Annotated in this window: 23 protein-coding genes; 3 read left to right on the forward strand and 20 right to left on the reverse strand. The window is 35.1% G+C overall.

The window, feature by feature from the left end:
* Positions 1 to 12: 12 nt before the first annotated feature.
* The 3 genes from WH267_RS01000 to WH267_RS01010 all read right to left on the reverse strand — a co-directional run bounded on the left by WH267_RS01000 (position 13) and on the right by WH267_RS01010 (position 2,020).
* Complete coding sequence (locus tag WH267_RS01000; RefSeq protein ID WP_340004867.1) at positions 13 to 423, reverse strand: Rrf2 family transcriptional regulator; 411 nt, start codon at positions 421 to 423, stop codon at positions 13 to 15.
* 65 nt (positions 424 to 488) lie between these two features.
* Positions 489 to 1,439 carry a hypothetical protein gene (locus WH267_RS01005; RefSeq protein ID WP_123321749.1) on the reverse strand — a complete coding sequence of 317 codons (951 nt, stop codon included), beginning with the start codon at positions 1,437 to 1,439 and terminating at the stop codon, positions 489 to 491.
* A gap of 146 nt (positions 1,440 to 1,585) precedes the next feature.
* Complete coding sequence (locus WH267_RS01010) at positions 1,586 to 2,020, reverse strand: FKBP-type peptidyl-prolyl cis-trans isomerase (protein WP_052480489.1); 435 nt, start codon at positions 2,018 to 2,020, stop codon at positions 1,586 to 1,588.
* Positions 2,021 to 2,313: 293 nt separating this feature from the next.
* Between WH267_RS01010 and WH267_RS01015 the strand changes: the two genes are divergently transcribed.
* Positions 2,314 to 3,324, forward strand: a complete 1,011-nt coding sequence (locus WH267_RS01015; RefSeq protein WP_340004870.1) for a catalase — start codon at positions 2,314 to 2,316, stop codon at positions 3,322 to 3,324.
* Positions 3,325 to 3,406: 82 nt separating this feature from the next.
* Here WH267_RS01015 and WH267_RS01020 read toward each other — a convergent pair whose 3' ends face one another.
* From WH267_RS01020 to WH267_RS01070, 11 genes are all read right to left on the reverse strand, one after another.
* Positions 3,407 to 3,820 (reverse strand): nuclear transport factor 2 family protein, encoded by a 414-nt coding sequence (locus tag WH267_RS01020; RefSeq protein WP_340004871.1) that lies wholly within the window; start codon positions 3,818 to 3,820, stop codon positions 3,407 to 3,409.
* 3 nt (positions 3,821 to 3,823) lie between these two features.
* Positions 3,824 to 4,351 (reverse strand): TetR/AcrR family transcriptional regulator, encoded by a 528-nt coding sequence (locus WH267_RS01025; protein WP_340004873.1) that lies wholly within the window; start codon positions 4,349 to 4,351, stop codon positions 3,824 to 3,826.
* A 218-nt stretch (positions 4,352 to 4,569) separates the two neighbouring features.
* Positions 4,570 to 4,797 carry a hypothetical protein gene (locus WH267_RS01030; RefSeq protein WP_340004875.1) on the reverse strand — a complete coding sequence of 76 codons (228 nt, stop codon included), beginning with the start codon at positions 4,795 to 4,797 and terminating at the stop codon, positions 4,570 to 4,572.
* A gap of 23 nt (positions 4,798 to 4,820) precedes the next feature.
* Positions 4,821 to 5,864, reverse strand: coding sequence for a TerC/Alx family metal homeostasis membrane protein (locus WH267_RS01035; RefSeq protein WP_340004877.1), 1,044 nt, complete (start codon positions 5,862 to 5,864; stop codon positions 4,821 to 4,823).
* Positions 5,865 to 5,951: 87 nt separating this feature from the next.
* On the reverse strand, positions 5,952 to 6,560 hold the full coding sequence (locus tag WH267_RS01040) for a TerD family protein (RefSeq protein ID WP_115971942.1): 609 nt from the start codon (positions 6,558 to 6,560) through the stop codon (positions 5,952 to 5,954).
* Positions 6,561 to 6,626: 66 nt separating this feature from the next.
* Entirely contained in the window at positions 6,627 to 7,574 is a 948-nt protein-coding gene (locus WH267_RS01045) for a hypothetical protein (RefSeq protein ID WP_340004879.1), read from the reverse strand.
* A 15-nt stretch (positions 7,575 to 7,589) separates the two neighbouring features.
* The gene (locus WH267_RS01050; RefSeq protein ID WP_340004881.1) at positions 7,590 to 8,765 is read right to left on the reverse strand and encodes a toxic anion resistance protein; all 1,176 of its coding nucleotides are present in this window, start codon (positions 8,763 to 8,765) and stop codon (positions 7,590 to 7,592) included.
* Between the two features lie 5 nt (positions 8,766 to 8,770).
* Positions 8,771 to 9,328 carry a TerD family protein gene (locus tag WH267_RS01055; protein ID WP_068939844.1) on the reverse strand — a complete coding sequence of 186 codons (558 nt, stop codon included), beginning with the start codon at positions 9,326 to 9,328 and terminating at the stop codon, positions 8,771 to 8,773.
* The gene (locus tag WH267_RS01060) at positions 9,318 to 10,142 is read right to left on the reverse strand and encodes a phosphoribosyltransferase family protein (protein WP_115971944.1); all 825 of its coding nucleotides are present in this window, start codon (positions 10,140 to 10,142) and stop codon (positions 9,318 to 9,320) included. Before WH267_RS01060 ends, WH267_RS01055 begins: the two co-directional genes overlap by 11 nt.
* 7 nt (positions 10,143 to 10,149) lie before the next feature.
* Positions 10,150 to 10,818: an HAD family hydrolase gene (locus tag WH267_RS01065; protein ID WP_340004886.1), complete on the reverse strand. Its 669-nt coding sequence runs from the start codon at positions 10,816 to 10,818 to the stop codon at positions 10,150 to 10,152.
* A 296-nt stretch (positions 10,819 to 11,114) separates the two neighbouring features.
* Positions 11,115 to 12,653, reverse strand: a complete 1,539-nt coding sequence (locus tag WH267_RS01070) for a SulP family inorganic anion transporter (RefSeq protein ID WP_340004888.1) — start codon at positions 12,651 to 12,653, stop codon at positions 11,115 to 11,117.
* A 621-nt stretch (positions 12,654 to 13,274) separates the two neighbouring features.
* On the opposite strand from WH267_RS01070, the gene WH267_RS01075 reads away from it, so the two are divergent.
* Both WH267_RS01075 and WH267_RS01080 read left to right on the forward strand, forming a co-directional pair.
* Positions 13,275 to 13,703 (forward strand): transposase, encoded by a 429-nt coding sequence (locus tag WH267_RS01075; RefSeq protein ID WP_123321756.1) that lies wholly within the window; start codon positions 13,275 to 13,277, stop codon positions 13,701 to 13,703.
* A gap of 45 nt (positions 13,704 to 13,748) precedes the next feature.
* Entirely contained in the window at positions 13,749 to 14,066 is a 318-nt protein-coding gene (locus WH267_RS01080) for a helix-turn-helix domain-containing protein (protein ID WP_340004890.1), read from the forward strand.
* 463 nt (positions 14,067 to 14,529) lie between these two features.
* Here WH267_RS01080 and WH267_RS01085 read toward each other — a convergent pair whose 3' ends face one another.
* From WH267_RS01085 to WH267_RS01110, 6 genes are all read right to left on the reverse strand, one after another.
* Positions 14,530 to 15,369 carry a hypothetical protein gene (locus tag WH267_RS01085; RefSeq protein ID WP_340004892.1) on the reverse strand — a complete coding sequence of 280 codons (840 nt, stop codon included), beginning with the start codon at positions 15,367 to 15,369 and terminating at the stop codon, positions 14,530 to 14,532.
* Positions 15,370 to 15,817: 448 nt separating this feature from the next.
* Positions 15,818 to 16,039, reverse strand: a complete 222-nt coding sequence (locus WH267_RS01090; protein ID WP_123321759.1) for a phosphate ABC transporter substrate-binding protein — start codon at positions 16,037 to 16,039, stop codon at positions 15,818 to 15,820.
* 339 nt (positions 16,040 to 16,378) lie between these two features.
* The gene (locus WH267_RS01095; protein ID WP_340004894.1) at positions 16,379 to 16,912 is read right to left on the reverse strand and encodes a DUF6584 family protein; all 534 of its coding nucleotides are present in this window, start codon (positions 16,910 to 16,912) and stop codon (positions 16,379 to 16,381) included.
* 12 nt (positions 16,913 to 16,924) lie between these two features.
* Positions 16,925 to 17,587, reverse strand: a complete 663-nt coding sequence (locus tag WH267_RS01100; protein ID WP_340004896.1) for a hypothetical protein — start codon at positions 17,585 to 17,587, stop codon at positions 16,925 to 16,927.
* A gap of 134 nt (positions 17,588 to 17,721) precedes the next feature.
* Positions 17,722 to 18,120, reverse strand: a complete 399-nt coding sequence (locus tag WH267_RS01105; protein ID WP_340004898.1) for a hypothetical protein — start codon at positions 18,118 to 18,120, stop codon at positions 17,722 to 17,724.
* A gap of 36 nt (positions 18,121 to 18,156) precedes the next feature.
* Entirely contained in the window at positions 18,157 to 18,738 is a 582-nt protein-coding gene (locus WH267_RS01110) for a hypothetical protein (protein ID WP_115971954.1), read from the reverse strand.
* Positions 18,739 to 18,769: the final 31 nt, after the last annotated feature.

The raw sequence follows: 18,769 nt of genomic DNA on the forward strand, positions 1-18,769 counted from the left end.
GGTAAAAAAATTTTATTCGAATTGATCTGCGAATTCCTGCAAAGATTTATCTCCTAAAAACTGACTTACCAACTGATCTGTCTCTTCAAATAATGTATTTAAATGACTGTTAATTTCTTTTCCAACGCTACAGGCCGGATTAGGATTCTGATTTTTCTTTCCCAATACTTCTGTATTCTTTACAGATCTGTAAATCTCAGAAATTGTAATATTTACTGCATCTTTTGCCAGATGGCTACCTCCTTCTTTTCCTTGTCTGCTGACGATTAAGCCTGCTTCTCTTAAGACGCTGATCTCTTTACGTACAATAACGGGATTCACATTGATACTACCCGCAACCCAATCAGAAGTGAGCCACTCCTGAGGACTTTTCGCCAATAAGGTCATGATATGTATTGCCGTAGCAAATCTTGTGTTATTCATTGTAATTACTCTGCAAAGATACACAAAATTTAATTGTAACAAAATATATTACAGTTAAATTTTTCTTAAAGGATTAATTTATCCAGATCCAGCAGTAAGTAATTAATGTTTTGATTGATCGTTCGTGTTGCTGACTGCATCTGATTGAGCATAGCAGCCCTGTTATGAAGGTCATCTGCCCTGTAATATCCACCATCGCTGAAAATAACGGATTGGTCCGCAGATGTTTTATCATCATCAAACTGATAATGCAGCCACCTTTCTTTCATATTTCCGATAATGGAGTGCTCTTCTTTATTAGAGAATTTCTTTTCGGTGTACATGTACCAGATAAATGGTGGAAAGTTTGGTGATTCTAATTTTTCTCTCCAGATATCTCTTAAAAGGTTTCTCTGATGAATAAATTCCACCTTTTTTCCTTTCGGATTAAGGGTTGCCAAACCAAAACCTGCTCCCAGAACCCCACCCCCAATATCAATGGCATTACTCCATCCTTGATCACTCACAATTCCACCCGCAATAGAAGCCGCTGCACCTGTAATGATAGAATATAAGATCATTTTATTATTCCTGGAAGAATTGAGATTATCTACATAATTTCCAATCTGGGCTACTCTTTCTCCTTCACAATCAAACTCTGCTGCTACAGCATCAAGCTCAGTAAGGGCAATTGTAATTTTACTGTTGATCTTTGTCTTCAGCTGCAGAACTTTAATCTGGGAAGCCAGGGATGAGTCTTTTTTCAGATCCATTATTTTATGTACTTCATCCAGATTATCCAAAGCATTTAAAATTAAAATGCTCTGGTCAGAAAACATCTCTTTAAGTTCTATATTCGCAGCTAAAATAGAATCTGAATTATAGGAAGGAACTTTATTGTTATAGTTATATTTGAAGGGGGCTTTACAATAGCTGTCCTTCAAAGTAAGTATATTTTGCTGAATAACCTGATTCTTCTTGGAAACACAGGAGGTTAACAGGCCAACAACAGCGAAAAGGTAAAAGAGTTTTTTCATTCAGTAATTTTTTGTGTTGTGTTGGATTCATTGTAAAGACAATACTTACCTCTACGTCATTTTTTACAATTTATCTATACGAATATAATACAAATAAAAAAAATTACCTGAAATCAGGTAATTTTTTTATCTATTTTTAAGCTGGATTATTTAATACCAAGTAATTCTACTTCAAAAACTAGGGTACTGTTTGGTCCGATCTCTTTACTGATTTCCTGATCTCCATATGCTAAGTGTGGTGGAATAATCAGTCTCCATTTACTTCCTACAGTCATTAACTGAAGTGCTTCTGTCCATCCTGAAATTACTCTGTTTAAAGGGAAAGATGCAGGAGTTCCTCTTTTTACAGAACTGTCGAAAACCTTACCGGAAATGGTAGTTCCGTGATAGTGGCATTTTACAGTAGATTTAGGGCCTGGTTTTGCTCCGTCTCCTTCTGTAATAATTTCATATTGTAGGCCGCTTGGTAATTGAACAACACTTTCTCTCTTACCATATTCTTCCATATATTCTTTACCGTCATTAAGATTCTTTTCGGCTAATTCTTTTTTACGTTTAAATAACAAATCTGCTACTCCCATATTATAATTTTTTACAAAGATAATGCTTTTTTAGGCTTGGAAGATGGAAGCTGGAGCATGGAAGTTTAAAAAACTGAGGACATCAACAACAAATATTTTTTTTTCATCCATTCTCATTCAAAATAATTAAACACTAATAATCAATAAGTTAAACAAAAACTTCATTGAAATAATATACTACAAAATTCCGGTTTTCAACTTCCAGTTTCCGGCTTACTTAAAATTCAAATAATTGTAACAATCTCTTAACACAAATTCCGAAACTTGGCGTTATAATTGGATTTAAAAACTAAATGCCAAATCCGATATTATATAACAAGAAGTTTGATGAGCTTAATGAAGAGGAAAAAAAACTTCTGGAAATCAATAAAAAGTCAATTGCAGATTTTGTTGAGCAATCCTCTTCTATAAGTGATGTCAATTATGCTACCAGAAATGCCCATGCGAAGACTTATGCTGTAGCCAGAGGAACATTTTGGATAGATCCGGCTATGCCTGAATTTCTCAAACCTTTTTTTGATAGAGAAAAATTTGATTTATTTATCAGGCTTTCCAATGCCCAGCTAAAAATTACAAATTCTAAAAAAGATATTCCTGCTTATGGTTTTGCCGTTCAGATCAGGGATGAGAATAATAATCTGCTCTCCAATTATCCATTGGTAAACTTTCCGCTGTTCCCGGTTAATTCTGTTTCTACTTTTTTAAAACTGTTTACAGCCATCAATCTTTTTTATATCAAAAAATGGAGCAGTTTATTTTCTCTGATAGTACAAATAATTAAAATAATTCCATCTGTTTTTACGGGCTCTTTTATCCGAAATGCGATAAAACTGTTCAGTAAGAGAAATGATTTCATTCTTTCTTTTGATTATTATTCCGTAGGTGCTTACCGTTTGGGAGATTATATGATGAAAATTAAGTTGAGCCCCCAGTCAGTAAATAAGAACATCGATAAGAAACAAAACATGAAAAAGGCTTTAAAGAATTATCTTCAAAAGAATGATTTTACCGCAGATGTTTTGATTCAGCTTTGCTATAACCTGAAAGACCAGCCCATCAATAAGCTTAACGTGGAATGGAAAAACTCTCCATTCATTAAAATCGGTGAAGTAAAGATGGATAAAGGTTCTCTATTGGATGCGAGAGACTGCAGTAATGAATTACTTTCATTCAATCCTTTTGAAAGCAAGACTATCTTTCATCCGGTCGGAAAGATTCAGAAACTTCGGGATCAAGCCTATAAAATTTCTGTACAGACGAGGAGAAAAATCAATAAACTGCTACACGGGAAAGAAGTCAAATGATAAACATTTAAAAGTTTAAATTTTCTCTTTCACTATTCTGTTTATAAAATAAAAGACTGCTAATACAACAGTCTTTATTCTTCTATTTAAGCTTCCTATCTTCGTCTTTTATAGCCAGATCGTTGATGCTTGCGTATCTTTTCGCCATTAATCCGTTCTCATCAAATTCCCAGTTCTCATTTCCATAAGCCCTGAACCAGTTTCCTTCTTTGGTCTGGTATTCATATTCAAAACGAACGGCGATACGGTTTTCAGTATGTGCCCAATATTCTTTCTTAAGTTTATAATTGAGCTCTTTTTCCCATTTGTTCTGAAGAAATCTAACAATCTCTTCTCTTCCGTTTACGAAAGTATCTCTGTTTCTCCATTCGCTGTCTATCGTATAAGCTTTGGAAACCTTTTCTGGATCCTGACTGTTCCAGGCATCTTCTGCCAGCTGAATTTTTTGCTTTGCCGTTTCAAGAGTAAAAGGTGGAAGCGGATGTTTCTGTTCCATTGTTTAAGGTATTAAATTGGTGATTATTTTTTTTGATTTTTCAATCAGCTCATTCGATCTGAACAGCTGGCTTTCTATGATACTGCTTTCAAAAAGCATATAAATATGATTGGAAAGCTCCTCATCTTTCAACATATCTAAAAAATAGTTTCTCAGATCTGCTTTATGGGACTGGATTACGTTCAGGATTTTAACATTATCCACTGGGATTTCTGATAAAATATTCAAAAAACTGCAGCCTCTGAAGTTCTCCTTTTTATTCATCTCAATCAGGAAATCAAAAGCACGGATCAACCTCTCCGGAAGATCATTCGTACCGGAAGAGAAGGTATAAAGCTCATTAAACCAATACTGATGTCTTACCTTAAGAAACTCTACACACAGATCTTCTTTAGATTTAAAATGCAGGTAAAAACTTGCCTTTGCCACTCCAGCTTCTGAAATAATCTGATTAATTCCTGTGGAATTATATCCCTGTTTTGCAAATAAATCAAAGGTTGTTTCTATAATTCTGTCTCTTGGAGAACTCATATTGCTTTTGTTTTGTAAGGCAAAGATAGAATAAAAAAACAAAATAGACAAACCTGTCTGTCTATTTTATTTTTTTGGATGGAAGCTGGAAGAGGGAGGCTGGAGGTACTGTTTGTTTTATAGATAACTATTCACTTTCTTATTAGATAGGAATGATTAAAAGGCAATACTTTTTCCTTTATTTTAAAGAACATCCCTCTCTCTTTACTCTCATTACGTTAACTCCTATTAAAAAGCAGATTAGCTATTCTTCCTCCTATAGGAACCTCCCTCTTCCAGCCTCCAGCACCCATCCTTATCTCCACTCTCATTACTTTAATCCTGTTAAAATGCAGATCAGTTATTCTTTCGTCTATAAGAACTTCCCTCTTCCAGCCTCCAGCTTCCATCCTTTCTTCCTCTCTTCCCCACAAAAAAGCCCCCAAGATTAATTCTCGGGGGCTCATTTATTAATATAGCAGTTATACTCCTACTCTTCCAATTTCTCTTTTTCATCATCTTCTTTATCAGGGAACATGATGGATAAAATAACAGAAATCACTAATACTCCACCTACGATTCCTAGTGAAACCGGGGATGAAATATGATACCACGGTGCAATAAGCATTTTAACTCCGATAAAGGACAGAATAATCGCCAAACCATACGGAAGTTTGCTGAACATGTGGATAAAGTTTGCTAACAGGAAATATAATGATCTAAGTCCCAGAATAGCAAAAATATTTGATGTATAAAGGATAAACGGATCATCTGAGATCGCAAAGATCGCCGGAATGGAATCTACTGCGAAAAGAACGTCCGTAAACTCGATAACCCCCACTACAACTAATAGCGGTGTTGCCATTTTGATCCCGTTCTGAATAGTGAAAAACTTATCACCATCATAATTATCAGAAACTTTCCAGAAGCTCTTGATCAGTCTTGCTCCTGCTGTATTACTATAATCTTCATCATCATCGTCATCTCCGTCTCCCCATGATTTAATCCCGGCATACACAAGGAATAAACCGAATAGGGTCATTACAATATTGATTTTAACAGGAGTTCCGAAAATATCCATTTCAGGAAGATAGGTAAGGTTAATCAACCCTACTCCCGCAAAGATGAATATCGCTCTGAAGATCAGTGCTCCGATAATTCCCCAGAAAAGAACCTTATGATGAAGGAATTTGGGAACTTTAAAGAATCCGAAAACAAGGATAAATACGAATAAGTTATCCACAGAGAGGGCTTTTTCAATCCAATAAGCTGCCTGATACTGGGTAAACTTCTCTACTGCCAGTGCATGACTTTCGGGCGTTCCGTCTGTATTGAAAGCCCAATATACCACTCCGGAAAATACCATGGAGAGTGAGATCCACACGATAGTCCAGATCGTAGCTTCTTTGGAAGACACTTCATGACTTTTTTTATTGAAGATTCCTAAATCCAGAAGCAGCATGATAACAACTGTTATCGCAAATCCCCACACCAGACCTGGGTGCAGTTCTAAAATACTTTGATGTTTTTCCACTTGACTAATGTGTTATTATATGATAAAAGCAATAGATGTACAAAGTACAAATATTGCTATTTTATTTACATTTTGATGTATAAACGACTATAAATAGTTCATCTGAACAGTTTGGATCGTCTGCTCCAGTTTTCTGTCAGCAGTAGGATCTCCAATAGCATTGAATTTCCATTCACCGTTTCTTCTGTAAAAAACGCCCAATACCATAGCAACATGTCCTCTGAAAGAAGCATCGTTAGCTACATCATATTTAGCAAAAACCTCTTTTACATTGGTAGGGGTTCCTTCATAGATACGGATAGAAGCAAAAGGAATCGTTCCGAAATCCTGACCTTTATAACTGTTCAATACCATTGCTACGTGATCTACGTTAGGCTCAAGGTTGCTGAAATCTACAGTAATTACTTCGTTATCCAATCCGTCATCACCGTTTACGTCACCTGTAAGATCATCTCCACTGTGTCTTACGGAACCATTTTTCGATTTCAGGTTTCCGAAATAGATTACTTCGGTTACATTTTTATTTGAATCGTATAAAATACAGCTTCCGTCTAAGTCTACTGCCTCTTTTTTAGTTCCGAAAAGTCCTTTTTTTTCAATTGCTCCCCAGTTGATTCCTACACAGGCTTGGGAAAGTTCAGCTCCGTTTTCTTTTTTAAGGTTAATTCTCTGACCTTTTTGTAAGTTGATAGCCATCTTTTTATGTTTAGTTATTATTTACATTTATTGCGAAAAATATAATTCGCTTCTTCATATTTCGATTTACTGATTATTCAGGTTCAAATTAAGCATTGCCCGCAGAATATTTGTTTCTTCATCAAAGGCAAATATCTTGCTCATAATATCTATATTCTCAAGGTTTCTGATATAATCTTTCAAAACACCTTCTACCTCTGGAGGTAAATTGCGTTTTCTTTCATTCATAGTATCTTCCAACTGCTCATTTTTATTTTTAAGCTGGTCAATAATAGTACTTTGATTAGATTGGTTTTCAGAAATATCAAGCTTATCCAAATCTTTGTCGAAAAGATAAAGCTTTTTATTGTCTACACTGAAAATAAAATAATCATCAGACTGAAAGATCTTGAAAAGCTCATATTCATGGGTTCCGATCACATAGCCACATACAAAACGGACTTTAAATCCCTGTATGTTCAATCTTCCCAACAGTTTTCTTTCAATGGAATAATCTTTATACTGATAGGTTGGAAAGGATTCGGCTTTCAGCAGAGATTCATCTGCTTCTGATCTGTAGAATTCTTTCGCATACTTTTTATGAAAATACAGTACATTATCCCAATTGGCAGTAAAAATATCTTCTGTAAGATCCTTATACAGTGCTTTCAGATGTTGTGAAAATATACCGCTGTACATTTTCCTGTCGGTCTGAAAACTATCTGCCTGCCTTTCTTCAAAACCTGAAATATATTTTTTATTGATGTCAATTTCGTTAAGGACCGCCAGCATATCATTTTCCTTCTGTCTTTTGATTTTCGTCAGAAGTTCTATGAGACTGTCGGTATACTGCAGGTGAAAAAGCTCCAGCTTATTGTAATCCAGGGCCGTATTTTCCTGGAACAGATTGTGAATAATATCTGTTTTGATGTAAATGGATATTATGTCAATATGTTCAAAAAAATTAGCCAGAAGTTTAAGTCTTGTTAACCTTCTTTTGCTCTGTGACAATATGGTTGCTGCATCTTCCCCCACCTTAGTACCTATAAATTAACCTCTGACATTCGCTTTCAGTTCGTGCTCCAATGTCTGAAGATCCTGATCCAGTTTTCTTCTGTTGTCAGCTCCCTGTTTCTGGATCTGTTTCACTTCGTTTAATGTGTTGATCAACATTGAAGTTGTTTCTCTCAATGTTTCTACAGATACAATAGTCTGCTCATTGGCTCTCGCTACATTAACAGAGTTCTGACCAAGACGTTCTGCATTCTTTCTCAAGATTTCTTCTGTAGTAGAAGATACTTTCTGCTGAATCTCAATACTCTGCTGCTGTCTGTACATGGCAACGGCAAGCGAAAGCTGGTTTTTCCATAACGGAAGCGTAGTGGTAAGAATAGTCTGCGCTTTTTCTGCAATAGAAACGTTGTTATTCTGAACCAGTCTGATCTGTGGAAGAGACTGCATCATAATGACACGTACCACCTTAAGATCGGCCATTCTTCGGTCTAACCTTGCAATGAAGTCTCTCTTATCTGCAATCTGATAATCCTGGAAATTCTGAGGGGCAGTCTCCATCTGAGCCAACTCTACAGCTGCTCTTTCCATTCTGATATTTCCAGCAATCACAAGTTCTTCAATTTGTTTGATAGAGTTTACATTGCTTTCAAAAATCGTCTGAAGAACTGCGTTATCCTTTGTAGAAGTAATAATTCCTGCATTTACTTTGTAAGAGATCTGCTCGATATTGTTGATAATCTTGTCGTACTTTGTAAATAAATTTTCTACCTGAGTGATTACCTTCTTCATGAATGGCAATTTGCTCAGGAAGCTTTTTACTTTATTTCCGTTAAGCTCTTCTACATCTACATAGTTCAGTTCTACCAAAAGGTCATTGATCAATCCGCCAACTTCTCCTGAGTTTGATCTTCTCACATTTCCTAAGAAACTGTCACTCTGGTTGGTTAATGTTTTCTGAAGTTCAGCTCCGAAATTTACAATAGATCCCGGGTTAGCTTCATCAATAGAATTTGCCAAAACTTCATATTTCTGACGTTCTTCTGTCTGTAGCTGAGTTAAATTTACGTTCCCCTCTCTATCCACAAGCACTGCTGGTGCTGCATTCTGAATAGGTTGAGCTGGCGTTGGCGGAACCATTGGTGTCGGCTCAAATGTTCTAAGAGGTTCAATTGATCCAAGCGGATCTATGGGTTGATTTTCCTGATTATCCATGATAATTATTTCTGATAAATTGATACAAATTTCTCAAGGCCATCTCTCTGTCCTGCTCCTACTGCCTCAAATTTCCATTCTCCGTTTCTGTTATAGATTCTTCCAAATTCTACTGCTGTTTCGATTGAGAAATCTTCATCCAATTCGTATTTTAAGATCTCTTCATTCGTATCTGTATTGAAAATTCTGATGAAAGAATTTCTTACCTGTCCAAAGTTCTGTCTTCTTGCATCTGCATCGTGGATGGTTACCACTACTGTAATTTCCTTTACTGCATCATCAATTTTTGTAAGATCAATCTTGATCTGCTCATCATCACCTGATCCTTCTCCCGTAAGATTATCTCCTGTGTGGATTACTGATTTATCCGGAGATTCAGTATTGTTATAAAAAATAAAGTGATTATCTGAAACTAATTTTTTATCATCTCCTAGTAAAAATAAAGAAGCGTCCAGGTCAAACCCAGTTCCCGTAGAAGTATTATTAACATCCCATCCTAAACCTACAGTGAATTTAGGTGCGTTGATATTTTCTCTTTGTCCTTTTTGTAAGTTAATAGCCATAATATAATTCCGTTTGTGTTAAAGTATTGATGTTATTTTTATATTCTTTTATTAAATGATAATTGTTGCTGATGGCAAGCTCCAACAGGAGATCCATCTGCTCTTTTTTTACTTTAGACGTAAGATAGTCAAAATTACTTGAATCTAGCCCTAAAATATATTTTACAATCCTTGTATTGAACTGAAAACTGAACCTATTCATTACTTCTGCAATATGTTTCACATTTTTCACTGCGTAATAATTGAAAAAGTTTTCAATTTTAGGATCGAGATCAAAATTCATCAGTTCAGCGTAATACAGAAACATAAAGTCTGCTTCCACATTATATTCGTCCAGGATTTTATTTACTGTATACTCATGACTTCCTGTAATTTTTATATCGTCTATAAAAATACAAAGTTTTCCTCTTAAAAAATCTTTATCGATATAATAAGTATCATTGGCAATCAGATTTTTACGGTCTTCAAAACTTAGATTTCCATAATCTGTAATATAGGTGTGGTTTCTATTGATTTTTGATATAATACTTGATTTCTTTTCTTTCTGAAACAGATAAAAATCCAAGTATTTTTTAAAGTAAAAACATAAAAAGTTGGAGGCCGTAGGAATCGCCATATAAGGGCTTGGAAGCACTACGATCTCTTTATCTGTATTTAAAAGCGTTTCGTTTTCGGAAATAAATCCGTCGAATAATTCTCTTGCAAATTTTTCAGCATACGACTTATCGCCATACTTGAAATAGCTGTATTCTGCGGGTGAGAAAGTGAACTCATCCGCTGAATGAATGTGGTGTAAGCTGTACCTTTTGTTCATGTTATAGTTAGTATTTAAGTAAATGTGCGCTGAACCCGAAGTCAGTAGCTCCTTTATAATCGGCAACAGGATTGTCACCAATGTGCAGAATCCTGTTTAACGGAAGATTCTGATCTTCAATATTATTTTTCACTTCCTGGAAAATGAGCGGGTTCGGTTTTGAACAGTTGATTTCATCCGAATAAATATGGAAATCTATATACTGATCCAGGTTTTCATGGATCAGGAATTTTCTCATTGTCTTTCCTTTGATAAATCCTGTATTGCTCAGAATATTGATAGTTTTCCCCTGGCTTTTAATATCATCAAAAAAATCATGAATATTTTCAAAAATGACAACAGGCTTATACTCTAAAAACAATTCTTCACTTTTCACATAAAACTCGTTCAGCTTTTCTTTGTTTAAAAGCTTTACATCTACATTCAAGGCGCCCAGAATCATCAGATAGATCTCAAAAGTATCTATATTCCCTCCTGTAACCTCGTTAATAGTATTGCAAAGATCATCATAATATTTTACGGTTTTTGCAACCACAGCTATTGGTACGTCCACATTAAAAAATGAGGAGAACAGCTCAACTCTTTTTGTTTTAAATTCAGGATGAGATTTGATTAGGGTGAGCCACAGGTCAAAAGAAAAATGACAGTGGTTTTGAATGTCGATATCTGTTTTCAATATGTTTTAAGTTAAAAGTTTTATTTAGCTTCTTGAAAAAGATTTAAAATTTATTAATCATCAAAAAGTGTTTAATTTTCTATTCTTCCCAAAGATAAAATTTTTATCAGAAATGTATTACTCTGTACCTCTGTTTTAAGATATTTTATGATTTGAGAAAAGAAACAACAAAAAATAAGGACTGTAGATTTATCTTACAGTCCTTATTTTTTGTTCTTATGATTAATTTAAGTTTGAAATTCTTGTTATTCCACTTTTACCTTCTCTCTCAAATCTCTTCGTATCTTTTTTTAATTCTACTTTTCAGGCATAACTTTATACGTTGGATCATCCTGAATATTGACTTCTACTACAGCTTCAGCATTTTTCAGCATTTTCCGGCAGTCTTCACTAAGGTGTCGAAGGTATAATGTTTTCCCTTGTTGTTTGTATCGTTTTGATAATTTATCTACCGCATCAATCGCGCTCATATCTACAATACGGCTTTCTTTAAAGTCTACTACCACTTCATCGGGATCATTCATCGGGTCAAATTTATCTACAAAAGCTGTTGCTGAACCGAAAAACAATGGACCGTATATTTCATAATGTTTAATACCATTTTCATCAGTATATTTTCTGGCACGTATTCTTTTGGCATTATCCCAGGCAAATACCAGAGCTGCAATAATCACTCCTACCAAAACGGCAAGAGCAAGGTTATGCAGAATAACGGTAATTAAGGCTACTATAATTCCCACAAATATGTCTGATTTCGGCATTTTGTTCACAATACGGATAGAAACCCACTGGAAAGTACTGATGGCAACCATCATCATTACGCCTACCAAAGCTGCCATCGGGATTTTCTCGATAATGGGTGCTCCAAACAGAATAATCAGTAAGATCATAAGGGAAGCTATAATTCCTGATAATCTGGCTCTGGATCCTGCATTAAGATTCACTAAAGTTTGGGCAACCATTGCACAGCCTCCCATTCCACCAAAAAATCCATTGGTAATATTAGCTAATCCCTGTGCTACTGATTCTTTGTTGGCATTTCCTTTAGAATTAGTAATTTCATCCACCATAGACAAAGTAAGCAATGATTCGATGAGACCGACTCCAGCCATAATGAGTGCATAAGGAAAAATAATCTGTAGGGTTTCTAAGGAAAATGGAATCTGCGGAATGTGAAATCTTGGTAAATTTCCACTGATATGAGCAATATCTGCCACTGTTTTCGTTGGAATATTAAATCCAACAACTACAGCAAATACTACAATAATAGCCACCAGGGATGCAGGCATCGCTTTTGTAAGCTTCGGAAAGAAATAGACTACAGCAATGGTGAGCGCCGTTAACCCTCCCATAATGTACAAAGGCATTCCCTGAAGCCAGCTTACAACTCCGTTAGTATCTGTAATTTTAAACTGTTCGACCTGGGCCATAAAAATAATGATCGCCAACCCGTTCAGGAATCCATACATGACCGGTTGTGGAATAAGTCTAACAAATTTCCCCAATTTAAAAATCCCGACCAGCATCTGGAGTATTCCCGCAAGGGCTACTGTAGCAAAAAGGTATTCTATACCATGAGATTTTATGAGGGCAATAAGGACAACAATAGTGGCTCCGGCTCCTCCTGAAACCATTCCCGGGCGTCCTCCTAAAACAGCTGTTACCAGCCCCATCAGGCAGGCTGCATACAATCCTGTAAGAGGTGAAAGTCCGGCAAGAATCGCAAATGAAAGCGACTCAGGAATCATGGTCATGGCTACAGTAAAGCCCGCCAGCAGTTCATTTTTATAGTTTATTTTCTTCGAGAAGTCGAATAAGCTGATCGTATTTTTCATTGAATTGCAAAGGTATAGACTTACAGGATGGAATACAATTTTTCTTTTTCCCTTTTTATTTTATGCATTCACGTTAGGATAATTCACACATATGTCTAAATAATATGTTAATTTTAATTAAAATATGTCCATAAACATACTTTTTTGTATTTCTGACTGTCTTCGTTTTTAATTTTTGTTTAAATTTGAAAACAATTAAGCAGATTATTTGGTACTAAACAAGATATTCTAAACATAAAAAACTGGTTGTCAACACATACAACCGTACGACACACAAGCTTAACGTAAATAAAATTGCATGAAACAACTTTAATAGGCTATATATTATTTACACAAATGGTAGAAAAAAGAAGTTTGAAAAAGAAGATGAGCGATTACCCATTGGAGATAATGCCTATACCTGAAGGTACATTACACCTATCCTTTTAAGATTAAGCTGTCCGATCTATTTCCAAAGACTTTATGAAGTCTCATTAATGGTATTCAAAATTTTTGAATAGTACCATAGATTTTCCAACTTCAAAATTAAATGAATTATATTCGGTAATACATAATAATATATGTCGCCTATTTTATATTTTTCTATGCAGAAGTTTAATAAATAGATAATATTAAATAAAAATGTTATACAAAGAGATCCATATTGGAAAGTTTATTAAGGAGAGGATTGATGAAAATGAAATAACAATGGAGAGGATATGTAAATTCCTGGACAAAGATGAAGATGCCATAGAAAGGATGTACAGCAGCAGATCACTGGATGCGGATCTTCTCCTGAGATGGAGTAAACTCTTGGAATATGATTTTTTCAGACTTTACAGCTCCCATTTGATTTTATATGCTCCGCCTTCAGCAGCTAATAAAAATCAACAGAAATCCGACAAAATTCCTTACTTCAGAAAAAATATTTATACTCAGGAAATCAAAGAATTCATCATGAAAAGAATTCTTTCCGGCGAAATGACTCAAAGTGATGTCATAAAGGAATACTCTATTCCTAAAAGTACTCTTCACAGATGGCTTCAGAAAAGTGATACTATTAACGGATAAATTGATCAACAGATGCGTCCCAATTATAAAAAAATATACCAGGACATGCTTACAATGGATTATCCGGAGAAGCTGAAAGATCCAAAAATAAAAGAACTCCTAGGAAAGCTGGATACCAGTGAAGATGTGCTGAAGTTCAATGAACGGCTTTTCAAACCTTCCAGAGAAAGCCAGAGAAATAATCAGAAGCTGAAGACCTATGATAAGAAAACCATGCTTAAACTTCTTGAATACCAAAAGAAGCATAGGCATTCTACCAGCTATATGTCTAAAAAATATAAGATCAGCAGAACGACTCTTTCAAAATGGAAACTGATGTTTGAGGAGGAGCTGGAAAAAACAATGAAAAAAGCCGATAAATAGTATATCGGCTTTTTTGTAAAGGTAACGATAAGGAAAAACCGGGGTATTCGTAAGCCGGAGTCGAACCGGACAGCCTTGCCGGAGTGACCGACTTCGCTATTCCTCCCCATTAGGTACGATGAAATTTTTCCTAACGACACTTAAGATTTCATAAAAAGGAAGCTGGAAGTGGGAAGAAAGGAAATTGTTAAAATCTGAAAGAATACCTTGTCTGACTTTATAGAAAATTACGATACAAAGATTATTTCCTGCTTCCCGCTTTTGGCTTCATTTAATTTATTCTTTTTGTAAATATTTCATTAAAAAACAAGGCAACAGTCAAATAGTGTATTGTCGTGCTCTACCAGCTTAGCTACTCTTCCTGTGTTTTGAGTGGAAGAGACGGGATTCGAACCCGTGTCCCCGTCGTAATGAGCGAAGTAACACTATTCTACGACACTTGTTATTTTTTTATATTGAAAGCTTATTGCTCTTCTTCAGCAATATAGGTCCTTTCAATGGGATGAACTCTTGTATTTTCGGGATAATAATTTAAATCAAAACTACTCCATCCGGATGACCAATATAAAATCATTTCTTTCAGATAGGGTATATCTTTGGTTTCATCATACTTCATATTCTCATCAAAAATACTTTGTATTTCACCTATTATTTCTTTATAAAACATCTGATCTTCGTCGTCGAAAACATCAATATGAATATTCAGATGATCTCTAAGTTCGTTCAATAAATAAGTTCTGAAATCCCATCCCATAATGGTAACCTCGGAGCCGAATGCACAAATAACCGGTCTCCACCTTAGATTTTCATCACTTACTATAAAACGGCAAGATTTTAAAGGTAACAGAACAGGAAGACGGGAAAACCATTCATCAAAGATCTCTTTTCTTTTTTCCAGAGATTTAGGTTTTATTCCCCAGGATTTCAACCAAACATGGTTGACGCCGGTGACACCATTCCATATCCCTTTATAAAGGTAGCCTATCTCGCGTGCTATCTCTTCTTCATTTTCCAGCCAGTTATAAAAAAAAGTACATTCTTCCGAAATGATCTCTCCTTCATCTTCATATTCTACAACTTCTTTTTTATCAATAGCATGCAGGATTCTTAAAAACTCCCGATGCTCCGGAATAAATCTGACCTTATACTTCTGCTCAACCTCATCGATCTGTGCCTCTGAAAGTCCTTGCCATTTGGCTCCATAAAACCCTTTACAGCAATGTTCATCTTCTACGGACCAAATTTTCTCTGTACGTTCTTTGATCCAGTATAAAAATTCAGTTAAGTCTTCAGGTATTTTCATTGTATTAGTTTTAAAAAAAGAGGCAATCATTCGAAAAGACTTGTACAAGATCATTTTCATGACCTTCTGGAGTCGAACCAAATAAACCGAAGTAAGCCTTTTCTACGACACTCTTTTATACAAATCAGGGTAATATTTCCAGAATCGTTCATGCATTTGCTCTACCCGCTGAGCTACCTCTCCTTTTCGAGGGAAAAGGCAGGATTCGAACCTGCGACCCAATGTTTATTCAATCTCGAAGTATGATTCTATGACGACACCTGATTTTTAGTTTTTTACTTCTTCATTTGTATTAGTTTTAAAACCACCTTTGAAAAAGAGCAAGGCAATAAGTCAAACAGACCCGTATTAACAGTGTGCTATCTTTATACTATCTGCTTCTGCAGAACAGGACTCGAACCTGTACTTCTGTTACCCCACGAAGTAGTTCTGTTTTACGGCACTTGCTTTAATTCTTCCATTGGGTCTTCCTGTATTTCTTCCAGCATCGCTGAAACTTAGTGTACTTTGCATTCGCTACTTCTAAGCCGTGTGGAAAACAATATGAACAACCCAAGTCATTTCCGTATTGGAGTCTGGAAATCTGTACTCCGGAAATTTTCTTCGGAAAATCAATCAATTCATATTCATTGGTTCCGAAGGTTTGTTTTAATTTTTTATTTTTTTTCATGAGTATTGAGTATTAACCTCAATACACTGCTTCTTTTAAATCTGATTTATAGTAATTCATGGTTATTAGTTTATGCTACAAATTTATATGGCTACTGCGCATTCTTTTTACGCAGTTCATTTTTTTATAAAAAACCAAGCAATAAATTATAAGAGTAATTGGTTTCAATTGGAAGTTGACGATGAAACTCTTACAGACGGCATTGGTTTGTTGTTACCGGGTAATTTGGCGAAAGACGCTGTCATTTTGGAATCGAAGTAAGCCTTTCTAACGACACCGGTAATATTAACACTGCAAAATTATCCTCTAAGTACGCATTCTTTTTACGTAGTTTGTTTTTTAGTAAGAAAATAATGCCTTTATCAGCTCTAAAAGTTTGAAAAACCCTAAAATAGGAAGTAATATCAGAAATACTATGAATATTACTTTGAATATTTTATTTACAAAACTTGTTGGGTCTTCTGCTTCTGAATACTTTCCTTTCTCTCTGTTTTTAGGTTTAAAATCAGGAATATGCTTAGTTTTTTTAAGACTGTCTTTCTCAAGTTCAGCTAAAACCTTCGTGGCATATTCATTAAGCTGAGCTTTATTTCCTCTGAAGACAATATCTTTTAAAATAGCATTTCCGGAATTACTTAATGTTTTTCTGTAAAGCTCAACGGCTTTTTCCATTTCTTTATTTTCAGGCTGAGACAAAATCCAGTATTTTCCGGCTTCATCTATAAAGCCTGCTACATAGTAAATCTGACCTAATTTATTTCTCAAAGAAAGATCATCCGGAAACTGATTGATTAAGTTTCTTAATCTGTCACATGCTTTTTTCTTTTTTCCTGCTTTCAAATCCTGCTCTACTTTATAAAAAAAATCTCCCATGGTTTTATTTTTTTATTGAATACCGGACATGAGCTGTGAAAGCCTTTCTGCACTATCTATATTCTTTTTCATTACAATTCCTGAAATTCTATTTTTAAAATGTATCTGTTGCTGTCTCACTTTTTCCAATTCTGCTTTCAATGCTGACTCATCAACTTCAAACCTTATTTTTATGTTTTTGATATCAGCAATATTGTCTTCTGTATACTCTGAAAAGCTTATGGTTCCGTTTTCTCTTTTATACAAAACCCAGGGATGGCCAATCCACAAATCTTTCCATTCAGAAGATGGGCTGTCAAAAATTTTCTGCCAATCTTCTATATTCGATAGATCTCCACAGCAGCTGGGTTCAATGAGAATTTCACCATCCTTTTTTAGAACAATACCGCCATCAAAAGAGAGTAAGAAAACCTCTTCATCAGGATCGTCAAATTCTACTTCACTAAGCCTGACGTCTATAATAGTTTGTAAACTCTCATCGTCAATCGCTTCAATATCTGCAAGGTAAGATCCTTTCTTAATGGTGTTAAAGTTGATCTTGAGCTGGCAAGCCATTTCTTCCCACTTCATAAACCATTCTTCAGGATCCGGATATTCTGTAACAGTAGGTAGCTGAATATCTTCTTTACAATATTTGAACGGATTGATTTCAATTGTATTAATAAGTTCTATCATAATTTATCAGTTGATTTTTCTAGCCCCGATTGCAGCGGCATCCTTTTTCTGAATAGGCCTTAACGTAGCGGAAAAAGATACAGCGGAAAGCGGGAATAAGCTTCTCAATATATTAATTTTTAAAAGGCTTATTTTTAAATTTCAATAAATAGCTGACTGTCATTCTTAATAGCATTTTCTACAAATCTTTTAAAAACAGGATAATAATATTCCTCAAAATCCTGATCTGATTTTTTACTATTCTTTATGGATTCTAACGTTCTCAGAAAATCATCAGCATCTATTTCCGGAGAATCGTGATCACGCCATCCTATACATTCAGTATGATGCCTTACAAATTCCGGCAATTTTCTGTATTCACAGAAAGGAATTCCTTCATAATACCAATAATTAAGGTAGCTTCCGAAGCTGTCACCGCCAAAAGTTACAGATTCTTTCTTTCCTTCAAATTCTGCCCATAATGTATATTCAGCTCCACAATCAGGAGCTCCGCAAACAGGGCATATACAGAGATGGGTAAGATCTTCTGTCATTATTTTTGATTTTAATGATAATAAATTGGGTGTAATTTAATTGGTATCAAATCTCCCTTTTCTGACAAATATATCATAGTAATTCCCAGCATTAAGCTTGCTGATTTTTTCCAGAACATCCGTTAATCTTTCCCGTTGTTTGCGTTTCAGATTTGCTTTCTGTACATGATCTGTACAATATTCATGTATCTTATCTCTAAAATCCGGACTCATTACATACTGACGCATTTTTTCCAGAACCTGCATTCTAACGGTTAGCAATAATTCATCCTCCCAATCCTTTTGTTCTTTTTGAACGTATCTGGTATCATATCTTTCAAATTCAAATGGAGAAAAGCTTGTACACCAATCGCCCCAGAGGTATTCTTCAGAGCTTCCTGTAAAGATTTCCATAGTATTGCCATCAATCGTAATGACTGAATCCATATTCATATGATCATCTTTTATAAATTTAATCCATTCTTCAGCATCCTGATGAATCTTTAACCCATGGAAGTTTACTACAAAAAAATCTTCTCCATAATCGAAGCATAATGACTTCTTAAATTTAAATTGGAAAGATTCTTCCCCTATCCGTACAACATTTACAAACACGGGATATTTATTGATAATCTTCATGGGTTTATTTTTTAGGAATTAAGGATAATTG

This window comes from Chryseobacterium sp. MYb328, from assembly GCF_037572595.1.
GTDB lineage: Bacteria > Bacteroidota > Bacteroidia > Flavobacteriales > Weeksellaceae > Chryseobacterium > Chryseobacterium pennae.

Excerpts from the sequence above, each read along its gene's own strand:
- WH267_RS01085 (WP_340004892.1), bottom strand. The coding sequence starts at position 15,369 with ATGAAAATACCTGAAGACTTAACTGAATTTTTATACTGGATCAAAGAA.
- WH267_RS01055 (WP_068939844.1), bottom strand. The coding sequence starts at position 9,328 with ATGGCTATTAACTTACAAAAAGGACAAAGAGAAAATATCAACGCACCT.
- WH267_RS01100 (WP_340004896.1), bottom strand. The coding sequence starts at position 17,587 with ATGATAGAACTTATTAATACAATTGAAATCAATCCGTTCAAATATTGT.
- WH267_RS01095 (WP_340004894.1), bottom strand. The coding sequence starts at position 16,912 with ATGGGAGATTTTTTTTATAAAGTAGAGCAGGATTTGAAAGCAGGAAAA.
- WH267_RS01105 (WP_340004898.1), bottom strand. The coding sequence starts at position 18,120 with ATGACAGAAGATCTTACCCATCTCTGTATATGCCCTGTTTGCGGAGCT.
- WH267_RS01000 (WP_340004867.1), bottom strand. The coding sequence starts at position 423 with ATGAATAACACAAGATTTGCTACGGCAATACATATCATGACCTTATTG.
- WH267_RS01015 (WP_340004870.1), top strand. The coding sequence starts at position 2,314 with ATGCCAAATCCGATATTATATAACAAGAAGTTTGATGAGCTTAATGAA.
- WH267_RS01040 (WP_115971942.1), bottom strand. The coding sequence starts at position 6,560 with ATGGCTATCAACTTACAAAAAGGTCAGAGAATTAACCTTAAAAAAGAA.
- WH267_RS01110 (WP_115971954.1), bottom strand. The coding sequence starts at position 18,738 with ATGAAGATTATCAATAAATATCCCGTGTTTGTAAATGTTGTACGGATA.
- WH267_RS01090 (WP_123321759.1), bottom strand. The coding sequence starts at position 16,039 with ATGAAAAAAAATAAAAAATTAAAACAAACCTTCGGAACCAATGAATAT.
- WH267_RS01005 (WP_123321749.1), bottom strand. The coding sequence starts at position 1,439 with ATGAAAAAACTCTTTTACCTTTTCGCTGTTGTTGGCCTGTTAACCTCC.
- WH267_RS01050 (WP_340004881.1), bottom strand. The coding sequence starts at position 8,765 with ATGGATAATCAGGAAAATCAACCCATAGATCCGCTTGGATCAATTGAA.
- WH267_RS01030 (WP_340004875.1), bottom strand. The coding sequence starts at position 4,797 with ATGAGCCCCCGAGAATTAATCTTGGGGGCTTTTTTGTGGGGAAGAGAG.
- WH267_RS01070 (WP_340004888.1), bottom strand. The coding sequence starts at position 12,653 with ATGAAAAATACGATCAGCTTATTCGACTTCTCGAAGAAAATAAACTAT.
- WH267_RS01080 (WP_340004890.1), top strand. The coding sequence starts at position 13,749 with ATGCTTACAATGGATTATCCGGAGAAGCTGAAAGATCCAAAAATAAAA.
- WH267_RS01010 (WP_052480489.1), bottom strand. The coding sequence starts at position 2,020 with ATGGGAGTAGCAGATTTGTTATTTAAACGTAAAAAAGAATTAGCCGAA.
- WH267_RS01060 (WP_115971944.1), bottom strand. The coding sequence starts at position 10,142 with ATGAACAAAAGGTACAGCTTACACCACATTCATTCAGCGGATGAGTTC.
- WH267_RS01025 (WP_340004873.1), bottom strand. The coding sequence starts at position 4,351 with ATGAGTTCTCCAAGAGACAGAATTATAGAAACAACCTTTGATTTATTT.
- WH267_RS01075 (WP_123321756.1), top strand. The coding sequence starts at position 13,275 with ATGTTATACAAAGAGATCCATATTGGAAAGTTTATTAAGGAGAGGATT.
- WH267_RS01020 (WP_340004871.1), bottom strand. The coding sequence starts at position 3,820 with ATGGAACAGAAACATCCGCTTCCACCTTTTACTCTTGAAACGGCAAAG.